A 16,555-nucleotide genomic window follows, 5' to 3' on the forward strand; every position below is an offset into this window, starting at 1 on the left:
ACAATCTTTTAAGTAGAGGTTTTAAAAATAAGGCTATTAAATTTTTAGATGATAATTTACCAAAAGAACTTGCTTATACTAAAAATATAATATTGGCAAACTGTGAGCTAGAAAAAGGAAATGAAAAAGGATGGCTAGATTACTTTAATAAATATCTTGAGTACTTCAATATATCAAAATTGTTGCTTAAGGACGATCGCGAAGAGGGTATGATATCTAGGTTTTATACTGAGGGGAGGTTTGAGGATATTGACGCAGAGTTAGTAACTGTTATTATGCCCGTATGGAACTCTCAAGATACAGTCTACTATGCTGCTAAGTCAATACTCAATCAGACTTGGAGAAATATTGAGCTTATTTTAGTCGATGATTGTAGTACAGATAAGACTGCTGGTTTTTTAAAAAAATAAAAGAGAGTGACTCGCGTGTTAAAGTTATAAGTAATAAAGTTAATGTAGGGCCATATGTTTCGAAGAATATAGCTTTGAAAGAAGCAAGAGGCGATTATATAACTGGCCATGATGCTGATGATTGGGCTCATCCTCAGCGTATTGAAAAACATATAGAATTAATTAAAAAGAATGGTTATCCAAGGGCAAGTCTTACTCATATGCTAAGAATGAGACCGAGTGGTTATTTTGGGAGTATTGGCAAAGTTACAGGGTTTTCTTTTGATGGTGCTGCTCGAAAAGCGTCAATCTCTTGTATGTTTGAAAGAAAATTCATAAAAGAAGTGCTTGGCTATTGGGACTCAGTAAGGTTTGGTGCTGATAGCGAAATGATAGCGCGAGCAGAGAAGTTATTAGGTAATGAATTTAAGAATTTTAAACAAATTGGTATGATTTGCTTAGATTTAGAAACTAGCTTAACAAATCATCCTGATCATGGAATACGTTCTAATAATGGCGGGTTGTCAAATTCTCGTAAAACATATCGCGATTCTTGGGTGTGCTGGCATAAAAATTCTTTGAATATAGATAATGCATATTTAGACTTCCCATTAAAGAAAAGAAGGTATACTGCAGAAGCTGAAATGCAAGTGCCCAACTGCGATGTTTTATCAAACGTTTCTTGATTTATTTAGGTGAAGTATATGAATTTGGATAATGCTCTAAATATTGATGAATTCTTAAGTCATGCTTTTGATGGTAATAGATATAAAGATTGGAAGAATGTTACAGTTTCTATTAACTGTGAGTGTGCGGATATTCCAGTAAAAGTTATAAAAAAGCCAGAAAATAAAGAGCTTTGTGATAAATTAGTCTTTTTCTTTCATGGTGCCATTGATAGAAAAAAACGCTCCTTGCCAGTTTTTGAAGGAAATTTTTTAAAAAATATAGATATTGAAGGAGCGCTAGTAATTTCAATAGCAGACCCAACACTTAATATATCAGATGAGCTAGGTGTTACTTGGTACGCTGGGATTAAAGACTTAGACTTGCCTGTGTTTTTAGACTATTTATTTAAAAAAATAATTGATGAGATTAATCCATCAAAAGTTTTGTTTTCTGGAGGTTCTATAGGTGGATATCCAGCACTTGCTCATGCCGCTAAAATTAAAAATTCAATAGTGGTTTTAAGAAACCCAATACTAAATATTAAAAATTATTTTTCTGGCCATATAGAGCGTTATGCTAAATATGGTTGGAGCGCTTCAAATTTGAACGATATCGAAAATTACGTTGTTTGGGATGCAGCTGACTGCTATATGAAATATAAAGATAACAATGTTAAAATTATTTACATCCAAAATCCTTCTGACCACCATTTTTGGATGCAAGCAGTTGGTTTTTTACAAAAAATAAATGATTTAAATAAAAAAGATAAAGAATATATCCTTTTTATTAGTTCTCACCATACAGGTTATGTTGGTCATAGATTTCCACCAAATGAATGGGGCCGTTGGGTTAAAGCTGCTTGTGAAGATGATACCAATAGTGTGCTAGGTATTGCAGATAAATATGAATTATTAAGAAAAGAGGATGAAAAAGACAGAGCTTATGAATTAAAGGTTGTTGCTTCAGAAGCTGGTTTTGAAGCTGATGAGATTGCTATCCAGAGCAAAATTTCTAACTTATAATTAATGGTGTTGCTATGAAAAACCCTTATTCAAAACTTCCTATCAAAAATTTTTGGGGAAAGTCAGTTCGTGATGTACATTATTTTGATATGCAGGATTTGGCACAACCTATAGAAATTAAAGACACTGATAAAATAGCTACAGCTGGAAGTTGTTTTGCTCAGCATATAGGTCGTCATTTACAAAAAGTGGTTTTAATTATCTAGATATGGAGCCAAGGCCAGATTTTATTAAACCAGAGCAAGCTAAAAAATTCGGCTATGAAGTTTATAGCTGCAGATATGGTAATATTTATACGACAAGACAGCTGTTGCAATTGGTTAAAGAAGCATTGCAAGCTCGCTCTCCTCAAAAAATTGTGTGGGAAAAAAATAATAGATACTTTGATGCATTAAGACCTTCCGTTGATCCAGCGGGTTACGAATCAGAAGATTTAGTCCATAAAGTTAGAAGTAAGCACCTTCAAGCCGTAAGAGAAATGCTAGAAAATTTGGATGTTTTTGTTTTTACTCTTGGTTTAACAGAAGCATGGTTATCAAAAAGGATGATACTGCTTTTCCTACAGCCCCTGGAACCATTGCAGGGAATTATAATGAGGAAGAGTTCTACTTTAAAAATTTCAGGTATAATGATATCTATAATGATTTAAAAGAATTCCGAGAGATAGTTAAAAAGATAAATCCTTTCTTCAAGATGTTGCTGACTGTTTCCCCAGTGCCATTAAATGCCACTGCTAGTAACGATCATGTTCTTGTCGCTACTATTCGTTCAAAATCTATACTTAGATCGGTCGCTGGTGATTTTGCCGAAGATTATGATGATGTCTTCTATTTCCCTTCTTATGAAATTATATCTAGCCACCCTTCTAGAGGTATGTTTTATCAGCCAAATTTAAGGGAAGTTAATGATGTTGGTGTTAGATATGTAATGGAGCATTTCTTTAAATCTATTGGTAAAAAAGATTTTATTTTGCCTTCAAGCAATGATGATAACGAAATTATTTGCGATGAAGAAGCCTTGGAAAAATTTTCATAACTAAGAGGCGAATATAAAATTGTCCTCAGATGAAACGTATTGAGACGATATAAATAAATTATATCATTTTTGTAAGCCAGCTTTTCTTGAGGCGGTGTTTTTTGATTTTTGATAATGTGTTTGTTTTATGTATAGGAAGGTGTGGCTCTGTTTCTTTAGTTCGGTCATTTAGCTATGTTAAGAACTACACATAAGGTCACGAAACGAGCTCTCATAAAGTAAGTAAATCTCGTATAAACTACCCAGCAAGGCATATTAAAGTGGATAATCGTCTTTCATGGATGTTGGGGAGGTTGCATTCAAGGTTTGGTAATGATGCCTTTTATGTGCATTTGAAACGCGACCGTATAGCGACCGCTGAGTCTTTTCTTAAGCGTTTTGATCGAGGAATCATGGCGGCCTACCATTCTTCTGTTATTATGTAAGGTTTGAAAAAAACCCTACTGTTCCCAAAATTAATTTTTGTCTATATTACTGCGACATAGTCAATCAAAATATCGCTTTATTTGTTGAAAATAAACTTCATCAGTTAACAGTAAATTTAGAAAAACGACTGAAGATTTACCACTATTGTGGGCGCGATTGGCGCTGAGGGGGATTTGGAACCTGCTTTATGCGAATTTTCGAAAAGGCATAATGCTTCTGATTTATAGTTAATTAATTCAAAGGGGTTGTTGGTGGATCAAAATATACAGGATGAACTTGTCAAGCAGCTTACAAATCAGGTTAGAAAGCTAAATAATCAGCAAGAAAGAAATATTAAAAGTCAAGTTGACCAGATATACACACAGCTTGAGAGCTTCTTTTGGCTTCAGCGTTCATTAAAGCTGCAAGGCAGTCTGCCGCCTTTGCGCGGTTGGCCAGTCTCTCCTGATTTTTTACTACGCCTGCACCGTTGGATCATTGAACACAAGCCAAAGGTTATCGTCGAGACAGGGAGTGGGGCGAGCACACTGGTTATTGCAGACGCACTACGTCAAAATAACCAGGGTAAGCTGTATAGTTGAACATCTTAAAAAATTCGGCAATCAAACATGGCAAACATTGGTTGATGAAAATCTGACTGGCTGGGTAGACCTTCGCGTCGGTGAGTTGGTTGATTGGCATAATGATCACCTGAACCCAGTCAATGCAGAAAAAAAAGTCTCGCTGGTATCCGCTTCATTTCGAAAATATTCAACAGATTGAGTTACTGGTAGTAGATGGCCCGCCCGAGGGGACTTGCAGCTACGCACGCTACCCAGCCGTTCCTGCCTTACATGAACGCATGGCTGCTGATGTTGAAGTCTGGATAGACGATGCCAATCGCCAGGATGAAATAGACATTTGTAAACGTTGGGCAGAACTTTATGGGTTTGATCTTGAGTTTTTCCGCTGGAAAAAGGCCTAGCATGCTTGAAGCATGTAAGACAAGGAGTAGCTGGTAATACGCTACCAGTAGAAGCAGCCAGCGATGAAAGTAATACATTTACTGCCTATGACGAGCGGCACCTTGGCCTTGATTTTCATTACCGGAAGATCGCCACACCTCTTGAAAATCCTGTTGTTTCGTTGTGATCGAGATACCCCCATTGTTGCCTGCCGCCAGCCAATGTTACTAACATGATCAGGGAGCGATATGTCAGCCAAATTTGAGGCTTTTTTGATGCCTCCTGATACTGCAAGCGTTACCCGGACGTGCAAGAAACGGGGATGCAGCCGCTGCAAGACTTCCTTCGTTGTGGCGAAAGCCTGGGCCAAAAACCAAGTCCCGCGTTCAACTCACTTTTTTATGCCGAAACTTACCCGGAACTGGCTGATATCGAGCCCAGCCTGCTTGCCCATTTTGCAACGCGTGGCCAACGGGAAGGCAAGTGCGGGTCGCACAAACCATTTAAGAGCTGATGCAGCAGTTATGGCGGCGTGAGCATACCGCCGACTGTATTGATGTACTGAAAAAGGCCCGCCGGGCGATGTGCGCTCTGCTGCCTGGATGTTGGCACGTTGGTTCGCCTTTCAGGAAGATTGGCATTACTGCGCCTATTGGTTGCGTTTATATTATTACCAGCAGCCTGCACCTAAAGTGCTGTGGCCTGTTATCCAGTTAGTGTCTTTGCTGATGGCTGCAGCCGAGTACAATCAAGCCAGGGTGGCTACAGTATACGCAAGCGTAGCCATGCCCTCGTTGTGCATAGGGAAAGCGTGGCTGTATGCGAATTGGCTCAGAGGCCTTTAAAGCTCGAATGAACATTTAAATCAGCATCAATTGTTGCTGGGTAAAAGCATTTCACGGTGAACAGGACTCAAGTTGAATTTTTCAAGGTTTGAAACACTCCGCGAGCTTGAACGCCTGTTGGCGTGGCTGATAAACGGCCCATTGAAGGGCATGGTCAAAGCAATACTGCAAGGGCTGCTGTGGTGCTACGCTAAAGTTGAACGGCAGCCGATGCCAAGACTCAATGCACTTGGTACTGAACTCCGGTGGGATATTACTGTTAACGTAGCGCCGAAAGCCAATGTTCCAACCATGGCAACGGTTCTGGAGTTGGAGCGCAAGCTGTGGGCTGGCTATGCCCGTTATGCGCTGCCGGCACTGGTGTATGTTGCGTCGGCACCGTTAGGCTTGCCACGCGCTCAGGCGTTGGCGGCATGGGTGGTGGCGCGCTGGTATCTGGCCGATGGCGCGGATACTGAGCAGGCGCTGCACTACTTGGTGCTAGCGCGGAGCCTGCACCCTGCGCGGCGCTGGCAACCGGGGCAAGGCGTGCTGGAGTGCGAGGCTCTGATCTCTCTTGGGCGTCTCGAACAGGCCCGGGAGCTGCTGGCTGCTCTGGCAGAGAGTGGCGAGCCCGACAGTGAGTGGTATCTGGCCTGCTCTAATCTGGCGCTGGCCGAGGGAAAAGAAGATGAACAACGTCTTTCACAGATCAATGTCATACTAGCGCGCTACAAGCTCCAGCCGTTGATGCTTCGAGATAAATATCAGCCGCTGACGCTAGCCAACCTGAGTGGTGGTGAATGCTGTGTCGATACTATTAATGAGTCTTGCCCTTTAGTCAGTGTTCTGGTGCCCTGCTATCGGTCAGCTGCCACCGTGGAAACGGCAATCCGTAGTTTACTGGCGCAGAGCTGGCAAGCGCTCGAAATATTACCCGTGGACGACGCCAGCGATGATACCACCTGGCAGGTGTTGAACCGGTTGGCAGCAGAGGATTCCCGCGTCAGGCCCTTGCAGCATAAGCACAATCAGGGTGCCTATGCGGCGCGCTTAACGGCTTTAGCCGAGGCGCGAGGTGAGCTGATCACCGTACACGATGCTGACGACTGGTCACATCCGCAAAAACTTGCACTGCAAGTAAACGCCTTGCTGGCTGCGCCCAGAGCCCAGGCTTGCATTAGCAGCTTATGCCGGGTGAGTGAAGAGTTCGCCGTGAGGCTGATCGGTGCCACGCCTGGCAAGGGCTATCTTCGCGAAAATGAATCTTCGCTGATGTTCCGGCGTTCGCTAATCAATGAAATTGGCGCCTGGGACCGGGTGCGTGCCGGAGGAGACACCGAGTTTATCTGGCGCATTCGCGCAGCGTTTGGAAAGAACGCCATCGTTGCGGTCAAACCTAATATACCACTTTCTTTCGCGTTGCAGCACAGCGCCTCGTTAACGCGAACTGGCCCTACACATGTGCGCACCATTCACTATGGCTCTCGGCGTATCTATCGCGAGGCCCAGGTCTGGTGGCACCGTACCGCCGGTAAGCCCGCTTTTCGTACGCTGCCCTGTGAAGTCGGTCAGCGGCCTTTCTTTGCTCCGTCTCAGCTGTTGAAAAAACGCCGTTGCCGTTCAAGTGTGATTGGCTAATCGTCGCTGATCTGGGGAGGCTTCACCCGAACGTCAAGCCGTAGAGCAATTGATTCGCATGTACTCCGTCTCACAGCCTGTGGCGCTGTTTCATTGGCGTCACTACGATTCTCCGGCCATGCAGCCAGTGCGTGATCGCTACCAAGCCATGGCAGCGGCGGGTAATGTAGTCATTATCGGGCCTCAGGACTGCGTGCGTGCTACCAGGGCGGTGGTGGTGGGCGCTTTATTGGCACGGCACTGCCTGGATCAGTACCCGAAGTGGGAATGTGAGCAAGTCGTGGTCGATAAAGCAGGCCTCGACACCATGACGGAACAAGAGTGTTTAGCGATTGACGAGCATCTGCATCAGGCGTTCAAGGTTCAGGCTGATTGGCCGAACGGCTATCCGCCTGAGCATCGGGGAGTAGGTGAACCGGAGGCAGAGGCATGATGCGTAACCTGGTTAACGAGGCTAGTGTTGCGGTTTTTTGTGGCTAAGGCGTTACCCTCACGCCTTGGCCCGTTTCGCCGCCGCCACCTATACTTGGATGCCAGGCAGACCTGGGCGTTTTACCGGCCAAGCATGTATTCGTGTGTTGCAGGCTGCCTGCTGTCACTGGTAACCACCGCGAGAGATGTACCACCTTGATCCCGCTTTAGCGCATCAACCTGACATCAGATTCAGAGCTCGGCAATAACTCGCGACGGCTCTGTATGCACATCTGCATCTGGACGTGGTCTGGCCCGTGGATAAACAACCCAATTTTTAGAATTAAGCGTACCGGTTAATAAAGCCGCCGAATAATTGATCCTAACAGGAGTATGAATGCCTTTTCTTCAGGCAGCGAAAGCGCGGTTGTATGCAAGTATTCAGCAATACGCTCCTGCGCTTGCCACTGGTGGTCATCGTTTTGCTCGGTCGCCTATGGGTGTGTGGTCTCATTATCGGCTGGGTATGTATCAGACGGTGGTTGATTTACCTGTTTACTCCCATCATGCCAACGCCCAGTTTGCCAGGGCGGCTTCGTTAACCGCGCAGGGTGAGGCTGAAAAGGCCGAGGCTGTGGCGCGCTCGCTGCTGGAAAGCGGTTTGCTGGGGCGTCGTGAGCCCGCCTTTATTCAGGCAATCGCGGCGTTTTCACCCCTTTGGCTGAATCGCTGTGTGATAGTGCCCGTTTGCCTGAGGGGTTCGTTTTTACCGGCAGCGCTGGCGCTGCGTTTGGGGCAGGTAGATGTGGCTGAAACACGTTTGAGCGCTTACCTGAATGCTGTCACGCAGCCTGACCCTGAAGCGGTGTTGGTTGAAAGTAACCTGAAAGCTCAATCAACTAAGCAACAGGGCGCGTATCTTAACCGTTTTCTGGCAAGCCATGGGCTTGGAGAAGTTCAGCCTGTTGATGCGGCTGCGCCCATGGGCGTAATGAACCTGGCCACTGCCAGCGTCGAACAGGCTGGGCCGTTATCAGAGGGCCCGCTGGTCAGTGTCTTGATGACAACCTATTGCTCTGGTGCGCGAGCGGTGCGTGCGATTGAGTCTTTGTTGGCACAGCACCACCGCCAGCTGGAAATTATTGTGGTGGATGATGCCAGTTCGGATAACACCTTTGAGATGTTGCAGGCATGTGCTGAACACGATAGCCGGGTAAGGTGTTATCAATTGCCTAAAAACGTGGGTACTTATGTGGCTAAAACCTATGGCCTACAGCGCGCAAATGGGGAGTTTATTACCTGCCATGATTCTGATGATTGGTCTCACCCAGAGAAAATCAGTCGCCAGCTAGCACCTATGTTGGCATCCAGGAAGGTTATTGCAACAACCTCCAGATGGGTAAGGTTGAGTGATGACGGGCAGTTTTTTGTGCGCCAGACGGCGCCGTTCACACGTTTGAACCCGTCTTCACCCTTGTTCAGACGTGAGGTGATTGAGCAAATGGGTGGTTGGGATCTGGTGCGTACCGGTGCAGATAGTGAATTTCTGGCGCGGTTGAAATTGCATTTTGGCAAAAGGGCTGTCAAGGGGCTGACGCTGCCTTTGGCCTTTGGGGCGCATCGGGATGATTCCTTGATGACGGCCAAGGAAACCGGCCACCAGGAAAACGCGGTGTCACCTCAACGTTTGGCCTATTGGGAGAGCTGGAGCCGGTGGCATATTTACCAATTACGCAACAGGCAACCGCTGCGCGTGGCGCCAACAGGTGTCGAGCGGGCATTTGCAGCGCCTGAGAGTATTCAGGTGCCCCAGGAAGACATACAAGCGTTGTTGGTAGACAACGGCTGATTATTTGTCTTGTTTGCTATAGGTGGGCGAGCGTACGCGGTTGATGTGTTTATGCTTCGGGAATCGGTGGATTGCGTCGTCATCCGTCGGTGGGTTTATTGATTGATTCAGGTTATGTGCCGGGCGTATGCCGCCGAGAATCCACCCTAAGGGTTATGATGATCTCTGGGTATTTCGTAGGGTGGCTTCGCGAAGCAATTCATCACAAGGCAGCGTCAGACGCTGTAAAATAAACAGACTCTTTTGTTGTTAATAGGTATGGGGACTTAAAGGATCATTTTGATGACGCAAGTACATAAAGCCATTATCCCGGTTGCCGGTTTTGGTACCCGGCTACTGCCGATCAGCAAGGCCATTCCCAAGGAAATGGTGCCCGTGGTGGATCGCCCCTTGATTCAGCACGTGGTGGAAGAAGCGCTGGCGGCGGGTATCAATGAGATTATTCTGGTCACGCGGGCGGGCAAGTCTGCCATTGAGGATCATTTTGATGGGCATTTTGAGCTTGAGCATTCACTGGCCAGCAAGGGTAAGAATGCCCTGCTGGAAACCTTGTCGGCCATTTCGCCCAAACAGCTGAAAGTGACCAGTGTGCGTCAGCCCAATGCTCAGGGGCTTGGGCACGCCATTTACTGTGCGGCTCACTTGCTGGATGAAAACGAGCCTTTTGCGGTGATCCTACCGGATGTGCTGGTCAAGCCTCAGGTGGCAAGCAGCGCTTGTGACCTGGGCGATATGGTGGGGCGTTGGAATGCTAACCAAGCGGCCCAGATCATGGTGGAAGCCGTGCCGAAAGAAGATGTGCAGCGCTATGGTATTGTGGACTGCGATGAGCCTGACGCCGGTGAAAGTGCCGATATGCGCGGTGTGGTTGAAAAGCCTACGCCTGAGGAAGCGCCTTCCTGTCTTTCTGCTGTGATTGGTCGCTATGTATTGCCGTATCGCATTATGGAGCTGTTACGCGATCAGCCGCCCGGCGCGGGTAACGAGATCCAGCTGACGGATGCCATCGACCGCTTGATGCAGGAAGGCCAGACTGTGCAGGCATTCCGCATGCTCGGGCGCACGTTTGATTGCGGCCACATCGAAGGCTGGCTACAGGCAAATACGCTGCTAGCCCGCGAGGCCGGGTACGAGGTGTAGCCCTTACCAACTCTGCCACTGATGAGCACGGATAACCACGGATACATCCTTTTTTATGCCATGGACGCTCACGGACGACACGGACAAGAAAAATTCAAAAACAAAATCTTAAAAGGTTTTTTTGGGTTTTAGGCTTGCGTCCGTGTTTTACGTGAGCGTCCGTGGCGCTATAGACCTTGCTCGATAAACCTCTAATTTATTGTTTAAGCGCGGCCATGTGGAGTCTGCGGAAGGCGCTACCGCTATGCTATTCTGATGTTAATTAAGTGATATCATTTCGAGGTCGTTGTCATGCGATTTGAAGAGCTTATTGCTAAGGTCAGCCGTCTTCCCGCTGTTCGTCAACAAGAGGTGATGGATTTTGTCGCTTTTCTGGAGCAGCGCTATGGAGAAGCCTCTGAGAGTGCCGAAGCCGATTGGTCGGAGAACCAGTTTCAAGCCATGAGCTTGGATCAAGCCATGCGTGGGCTTGAAGAGGAGCCAGAACTCTACTCCGAGTATGACTTGAAGGAACGCTGGCAATGAAGCGTGCCGGGCAGATTGCGTTGATGCCGTTTCCTTACACGGATTTGAAAAGCAGTAAGAAGCGCCCCGTACTTCTATTGCGTCAATTAAATGACACCTGGGATGACTGGTTGGTGTGCATGATCCGTCTCAGTTACATCAGGCTAATCCAAGCCTGGACTGGGTGCTGATGCCTGATGATGAAGCGTTTTCTGCATCGGGTTTAAAGGTCGCTAGCGTATTTCGTCTCTCGCGGCTTGCGGTGTTAGACGGTGCTCTTCTGTTGGGGCAGTTAGGGACACTTTCCGATGCGCGTCTACATCAGCTTCGCTATCGACTGGGTACTTGGATAGCGAGTGACCGTTAGTTCAGCCACGGATAAAACCTTTTTTATGCCACGGACGCTCACGGACGAAAACCTAAAACCCCCAAAAATCTCTTAGGGTTCTATTTTTTGAATTGTTCTTGTCCGTGTCGTCCGTGAGGGTCCGTGGGAGAGCTGGCTTTGTATGTGTTTTCTGTGTGTGTCTATGGCAAAATTTTTTTACAATTAGCAAAAATACCCTAGGGCTAGATTTTTATGCGTAAGTATTTCGGTACTGATGGTGTACGCGGGCGTGTTGGCGAGTTTCCGATGACGCCGGACTTTGCAATGAAGCTGGGCTGGGCGGCAGGCCAGGTGTTGGGGGCAGAAGGGGTCAGCGAGGTGTTGATTGGCAAGGATACCCGGGCGAGCGGCTATATGCTGGAGTCGGCCATGGAGTCGGGCTTTTCTGCCGCTGGTGTGAATATTGCGCTGGTCGGCCCGCTGCCGACGCCTGCGATTGCTTATCTTGCCACTACTTTTCGTGCCAATGCGGGGGTGGTGATCAGCGCTTCACATAACCCGTTTTACGATAACGGCATCAAACTGTTTGCGCAATCTGGCCTGAAACTGACCGATCAGCAGGAGCATGAAATCGAGCAGTGGCTGGATCGTGCGTTTGAAGACGGCATGACCTGCGTCAGTTCTGAAAAACTGGGTAAGGCGCGGCGCATTGATGACGCGGCGGGGCGTTATATTGAGTATTGCAAATCTCATTTTCCTGGCCAGCAGAACCTCAACGGCTTGCGGGTGGTAGTGGATAGCGCTAATGGTGCGGCTTATAAAGTCGGACCGGCCGTCTATCGCGAATTGGGTGCCGAGGTGATCAGCCTGCACGACCAGCCGGATGGGGTGAATATCAACCATCAGTGCGGCGCAACGGATCTGGCCAGCCTGCGGGCTGCGGTGATCGAAAAACGCGCTGATCTGGGCATTGCGCTGGATGGTGATGCTGACCGCCTGATGATGGTGGATCACACCGGAGCTGAAGTGGATGGCGATGAACTGCTATTCCTGATGGCGCGTGAGGCTCAGGCAGAAGGCTACACCGGTGGCATTGTAGGTACCCAGATGAGTAACCTGGGGCTTGAGCTGGCGCTGGCTGAGCGTGGCATTCCGTTCAGACGGGCCAAAGTAGGCGACCGTTATGTCATGGAGCAACTGAAAGAAACCGGCTGGCGCATTGGCGGTGAGGGTTCCGGGCACCTGCTGAGCCTGGATCATGCTTCAACCGGGGATGCGATTATTGCTTCAGTACGCGTACTGGCGTCGTTACAGAAGCGTGGCATTAACCTGTATACCGCCAAACAAGGGATGCGCAAGCTGCCGCAGACATTGATCAACGTACGCTACCAGGCCGAGCAGGGGGTTGACCCATTGGATGTCGAGGCGGTTAAAACAGCTGTTACCAATGTTGAGAAGCATCTGGGAGAAACGGGGCGTGTGCTGTTGCGTAAATCGGGTACCGAGCCACTTATCAGGGTCATGGTAGAAGCCGAAGATGCCCAGATGGCACACCGCTGCGCCCGTGAAATTGCCGATGCGCTGGGGTGAAAAACACTTAGGCCACAGATAAAATCTGTTGGGCCACGGATACACACGGATCAACACAGATAAGGACAAATTCAGAACCCAAAAGATTTTAAGGTTTTATCCGTGGCTATCCGTGTGCATCCGTGGCTGCTTGAAGAGAGGAGTGAGGTATGAGCGATCAGGATATACGCTGGCGTCAGCGTTTTGAGAATTTCAAAAAGGCTCATGCTCAGCTTAATAGTGCTTTGTCATTGATGCATGAACGTTCATTGAGTGAACTTGAAAAACAGGGAACCATTCAGGCCTTCGAATTTACCTATGAGCTTGCCTGGAATTTGTTGCGTGATTATTTGCTCTGGCAAGGAGAAACGATCGCAGGGTCAAGAGATGCCATTCGTAATGCGTTTCAGGCAGGTCTGATCAGTGACGGACATACCTGGATGGCGATGTTGCAGGATAGAAATCGCACTGTGCATACCTATAATGAAGCAACGGCTAATGAAATTCTGGCTAACCTTGAACAGCGCTACGCATTACTTCTTGATGATCTTGAAGAAACGTTCGTGCAGCTTGAAATTCAACAAGGTGGTTTGGCTCAAGGAAAGCCAGCATGACTTCTCGCTTTGGCCTATCACTCGGCGATATTGAAAAACTGCAATCTGTACTCTCACGGTACGTGGGCATTCAGAAGGCAGTGATTTATGGCTCACGTGCTAAGGGTAATTATCGTGCTTCGTCAGATATCGACATCACCTTGATAGGACGCTTGGATTGGCAGACGTTTAATCGCTTGGAAATGGAGCTTGATGACTTACTGCTGCCTTATAAAATTGACCTGTCTATCTATGATCAGATTGAGAACAATGAACTAAAATCACATATTCAGCGCGTCGGCAAGGTGCTGTTTTCTAAACAAGAATAAAAGAGGGCAGATTCAAGTTAATTCTTGGCCACGGACACTCACGGAAAACACGGACGAAAACCTAAAAATCTTTTTATTCTTGTTCTTGTCTTTGTCCGTGTCGTCCGTGAGGGTCTGTGGCCAGACAGGTTTTATTCTATTCACTACTCACTACTCACTATTCACTACTCACTACTCACTACTCACTACTCACTACTCACTACCAACAGGAAACACTATGTGCGGCATTGTCGGCGCGATCGGCGCAACGGAATGTATCCCTTTTCTGCTTCAGGGCCTGAGAACACTCGAATACCGTGGCTATGATTCTGCTGGGCTTGCGGTGCTTAACAACGGCTTGCAGCGTGCTCGAGCCAAGGGGCGAGTGGCTGAGCTTGAGGCGCGTGTAGCTGAACAGCAGCTTTCGGGGCAAGTGGGTATTGCCCATACGCGCTGGGCCACTCATGGTGTGCCGGCAGAGCATAATGCGCATCCGCATATTTCTACCGGTCTGGCGGTAGTGCATAACGGCATCATCGAAAATTACGAAGCGTTGCGCTCCACGCTGCAAACGCTGGGGTACGAATTTACCTCTGATACGGATACTGAAACCATCGCGCACCTGATCCGTGCCTGCCTGAAAGGTGAGCTTGATGGTACAGAGCCAGCGGGTGATCTTTTCTCTGCGGTGCAATCTGCTGTTGCGCGTTTGCAGGGGGCCTTTGCACTGGCGGTGATCAGTGAGGATGAAACGGATACTCTGATAGTGGCCCGTCAAGGTTCACCGTTAATGCTGGGTGTTGCCGATGATGGCCATTATGCGGCATCGGACGCGTCGGCTTTGCTGTCGGTGACCAGGCGTATGATGTATCTGGAAAACGGCGACGTGGCCAAACTGACCCGCGATTCCATTTTTCTGATAGACGCTAGTGGTCAACAGGTGGAGCGTGAGGTCATCACTTCCAGTCTTTCTGCCAATGCGGTCGAACTGGGTGAGTTCAACCACTATATGCAGAAGGAAATCTTTGAACAGCCTCAGGCGCTGGGTAACACGCTTGAGATGATCAGTGGGGCGGGCAAGCTGGAACCCGGTATTTTCGGCGCTGAGGCCGCTGAGGTATTTCAGCAGGTAGATTCGGTGCTGATTATTGCCTGTGGTACTTCCAGCTATGCGGGCATGACCGCCAAGTACTGGATCGAGCAGGTAGCGGGTCTGCCGTGCAATGTCGAGATTGCCAGCGAATACCGCTACCGGGTGAGTGTGGCCAACCCGCGTCAACTGGTGGTGGTGATTTCTCAATCTGGAGAAACGGCAGATACCTTTGCCGCGCTTGAACATGCCAAGGCGCAGGGCCATACGCACACACTTGCGATCTGTAACGTGCCGGAATCCGCGATTGTGCGTGAAACCGCGCTGCGTTTTATTACTCGCGCAGGGCCGGAAATCGGTGTGGCCTCCACCAAGCATTCACCACTCAATTAAGCGCGCTTTTTCTGTTAACGCTCTTGCTGGCCAAGGCCAATCAGCGTTTGAGTGAGCCGGATGAAAAAGCCTACCTGGATGAATTGCGCCATCTGCCTGTGGCTGTGGAAAACGTGCTGGAACTGGAGCCCAGCATTAAGGCCTGGGCCAAGCATTTTGCCAACAAGCACCATGCTCTTTTCCTGGGGCGTGGTCGCCACTATCCGATTGCCCTGGAAGGCGCGCTTAAACTGAAGGAAATCAGCTATATTCATGCGGAGGCCTATCCAGCTGGTGAGCTCAAGCATGGCCCTCTGGCGCTAGTGGATGCAGAGATGCCGGTCGTAGTAGTGGCGCCTAATGATGAGTTGCTTGAGAAGCTCAAGGCCAATATGCAGGAAGTCAGCGCCCGAGGTGGCCAATTGTATGTATTTGCCGATGGCGATAGCCAGGTGGCTTCCTGTGAAGGCGTGAACGTACTGCAAATGCCTGAGCATTATGGCCTGCTTTCGCCTGTGCTGCATGTGGTGGCGCTTCAGCTGCTGTCTTACCACGTTGCTCTGGTTAAAGGGACTGACGTAGACAAGCCCCGTAATTTGGCCAAGAGTGTGACGGTTGAGTGACAGCGAGGAAGTCTTTCCTGCAAAATAGAGCGAGTCACGCTTATCGATTGACTATGCAATGACGTGAGTAAACACAGACGATGCTAAAAATCGCTATAAATGGCTTGTTTAAAACAGTGGTAAAGGCATCTGATGTGGTACAGCAGTGGTTGAGCAAGCAATTCTCTGGAAAGCCTTTCTGGCATAGAGAACCTGTGTTGCAGCCTGGCAAACCAGGGAATCAGTTACAGTTCGATCTGGTTGGCGAGCGGCCCTGGCCAGGCTGGAATATGATTGAACTGCATGTCGATGAAGGTGCCATGTATGGTGTGGCTATCATTCTGGTAGAAACGCGCCACAAAAAGTTCCAACTGGGTATTCCTGTTCAGCCGGGGAAAATAGCTAAACGGCTTGTTTTCATCCCTTTAGGTGTGAGGCGCATTTCACTGGCGACCTCCAATGCTTCAAATACCCTTAAGATAAAGCGCCTGCGTTGGGTGTGGCTGACGCCATGGTTTGCTCATGACCGGCTAGCGCGACGTTTATCAAGTATTCATCCTGATTACAAAGGTATGGGGGTGAGTGAGGTTAAACGAGCCTTGCACCGTGAATCTGTTGCGCGTGGCTGTCGGTGAAAGAGTGTAGCGCTGGCGGAACATACCCAAACCTTTATGCGTGCCAGTACACAATATGGCTACACTCATTGGGTTAGCAGCGTTGAGCCAGATTTATGTCGATTGGCTGAAAATTGGTTATATTCCGATGAGAAAGCCTCTCCTACATTCGCCATTCTTTTGCCTTTGCATGACGTTGAGTTTGAGCGCGTTGGCATGGCGGGC

At 48.3% G+C, this 16,555-nt stretch carries 17 protein-coding genes and 2 pseudogenes; all 19 read left to right on the forward strand.

Annotated elements, in window-relative coordinates; translation table 11 throughout:
* The first annotated feature begins 275 nt into the window (after positions 1-275).
* The 19 genes and pseudogenes from HLB35_RS07330 (at position 276) to HLB35_RS07415 (ending at position 16,351) form a co-directional block, all read left to right on the forward strand.
* A pseudogene (locus HLB35_RS07330) lies at positions 276-1,075 on the forward strand (glycosyltransferase family 2 protein).
* An 18-nt stretch (positions 1,076-1,093) separates the two neighbouring features.
* Positions 1,094-2,080 carry a hypothetical protein gene (locus tag HLB35_RS07335; RefSeq protein ID WP_171702060.1) on the forward strand — a complete coding sequence of 329 codons (987 nt, stop codon included), beginning with the start codon at positions 1,094-1,096 and terminating at the stop codon, positions 2,078-2,080.
* A 14-nt stretch (positions 2,081-2,094) separates the two neighbouring features.
* Positions 2,095-2,286 carry a hypothetical protein gene (locus HLB35_RS07340; RefSeq protein WP_171702061.1) on the forward strand — a complete coding sequence of 64 codons (192 nt, stop codon included), beginning with the start codon at positions 2,095-2,097 and terminating at the stop codon, positions 2,284-2,286.
* Between the two features lie 2 nt (positions 2,287-2,288).
* Complete coding sequence (locus HLB35_RS18815; RefSeq protein WP_422822426.1) at positions 2,289-2,729, forward strand: GSCFA domain-containing protein; 441 nt, start codon at positions 2,289-2,291, stop codon at positions 2,727-2,729.
* Positions 2,615-3,115, forward strand: coding sequence for a GSCFA domain-containing protein (locus HLB35_RS07345; RefSeq protein WP_422822431.1), 501 nt, complete (start codon positions 2,615-2,617; stop codon positions 3,113-3,115). The genes HLB35_RS18815 and HLB35_RS07345 overlap by 115 nt, the downstream gene beginning before the upstream one ends.
* A gap of 677 nt (positions 3,116-3,792) precedes the next feature.
* The gene (locus tag HLB35_RS07350; RefSeq protein ID WP_171702063.1) at positions 3,793-4,122 is read left to right on the forward strand and encodes an O-methyltransferase; all 330 of its coding nucleotides are present in this window, start codon (positions 3,793-3,795) and stop codon (positions 4,120-4,122) included.
* A 122-nt stretch (positions 4,123-4,244) separates the two neighbouring features.
* Positions 4,245-4,505, forward strand: coding sequence for a hypothetical protein (locus tag HLB35_RS07355; RefSeq protein WP_171702064.1), 261 nt, complete (start codon positions 4,245-4,247; stop codon positions 4,503-4,505).
* A 302-nt stretch (positions 4,506-4,807) separates the two neighbouring features.
* Positions 4,808-4,999 carry a hypothetical protein gene (locus HLB35_RS07360; protein WP_171702065.1) on the forward strand — a complete coding sequence of 64 codons (192 nt, stop codon included), beginning with the start codon at positions 4,808-4,810 and terminating at the stop codon, positions 4,997-4,999.
* Positions 5,000-5,402: 403 nt separating this feature from the next.
* Positions 5,403-6,950, forward strand: a complete 1,548-nt coding sequence (locus HLB35_RS07365; protein ID WP_171702066.1) for a glycosyltransferase family 2 protein — start codon at positions 5,403-5,405, stop codon at positions 6,948-6,950.
* 58 nt (positions 6,951-7,008) lie between these two features.
* Entirely contained in the window at positions 7,009-7,383 is a 375-nt protein-coding gene (locus tag HLB35_RS07370; protein WP_171702067.1) for a hypothetical protein, read from the forward strand.
* Between the two features lie 375 nt (positions 7,384-7,758).
* Positions 7,759-9,210 (forward strand): glycosyltransferase family 2 protein, encoded by a 1,452-nt coding sequence (locus tag HLB35_RS07375; RefSeq protein WP_171702068.1) that lies wholly within the window; start codon positions 7,759-7,761, stop codon positions 9,208-9,210.
* A gap of 282 nt (positions 9,211-9,492) precedes the next feature.
* Positions 9,493-10,350 (forward strand): UTP--glucose-1-phosphate uridylyltransferase, encoded by an 858-nt coding sequence (locus tag HLB35_RS07380; protein ID WP_171702069.1) that lies wholly within the window; start codon positions 9,493-9,495, stop codon positions 10,348-10,350.
* Positions 10,351-10,641: 291 nt separating this feature from the next.
* A complete protein-coding gene (locus HLB35_RS07385; protein ID WP_171702070.1) occupies positions 10,642-10,875 on the forward strand; it encodes a DUF2281 domain-containing protein in 234 nt (77 codons plus the stop codon).
* 115 nt (positions 10,876-10,990) lie between these two features.
* Entirely contained in the window at positions 10,991-11,221 is a 231-nt protein-coding gene (locus HLB35_RS07390) for a hypothetical protein (protein ID WP_216601430.1), read from the forward strand.
* 213 nt (positions 11,222-11,434) lie between these two features.
* The gene (gene glmM / locus HLB35_RS07395) at positions 11,435-12,772 is read left to right on the forward strand and encodes a phosphoglucosamine mutase (protein WP_171702071.1); all 1,338 of its coding nucleotides are present in this window, start codon (positions 11,435-11,437) and stop codon (positions 12,770-12,772) included.
* Between the two features lie 149 nt (positions 12,773-12,921).
* Positions 12,922-13,365, forward strand: coding sequence for a nucleotidyltransferase substrate binding protein (locus HLB35_RS07400; protein WP_171702072.1), 444 nt, complete (start codon positions 12,922-12,924; stop codon positions 13,363-13,365).
* Complete coding sequence (locus tag HLB35_RS07405) at positions 13,362-13,673, forward strand: nucleotidyltransferase domain-containing protein (protein ID WP_171702073.1); 312 nt, start codon at positions 13,362-13,364, stop codon at positions 13,671-13,673. Before HLB35_RS07400 ends, HLB35_RS07405 begins: the two co-directional genes overlap by 4 nt.
* 217 nt (positions 13,674-13,890) lie before the next feature.
* A pseudogene (glmS, locus tag HLB35_RS07410) lies at positions 13,891-15,737 on the forward strand (glutamine--fructose-6-phosphate transaminase (isomerizing)).
* An 80-nt stretch (positions 15,738-15,817) separates the two neighbouring features.
* Positions 15,818-16,351 (forward strand): hypothetical protein, encoded by a 534-nt coding sequence (locus HLB35_RS07415; RefSeq protein ID WP_171702074.1) that lies wholly within the window; start codon positions 15,818-15,820, stop codon positions 16,349-16,351.
* Positions 16,352-16,555: the final 204 nt, after the last annotated feature.

Source organism: Vreelandella azerica (genome assembly GCF_013112225.1).
Taxonomy (GTDB): domain Bacteria; phylum Pseudomonadota; class Gammaproteobacteria; order Pseudomonadales; family Halomonadaceae; genus Vreelandella; species Vreelandella azerica.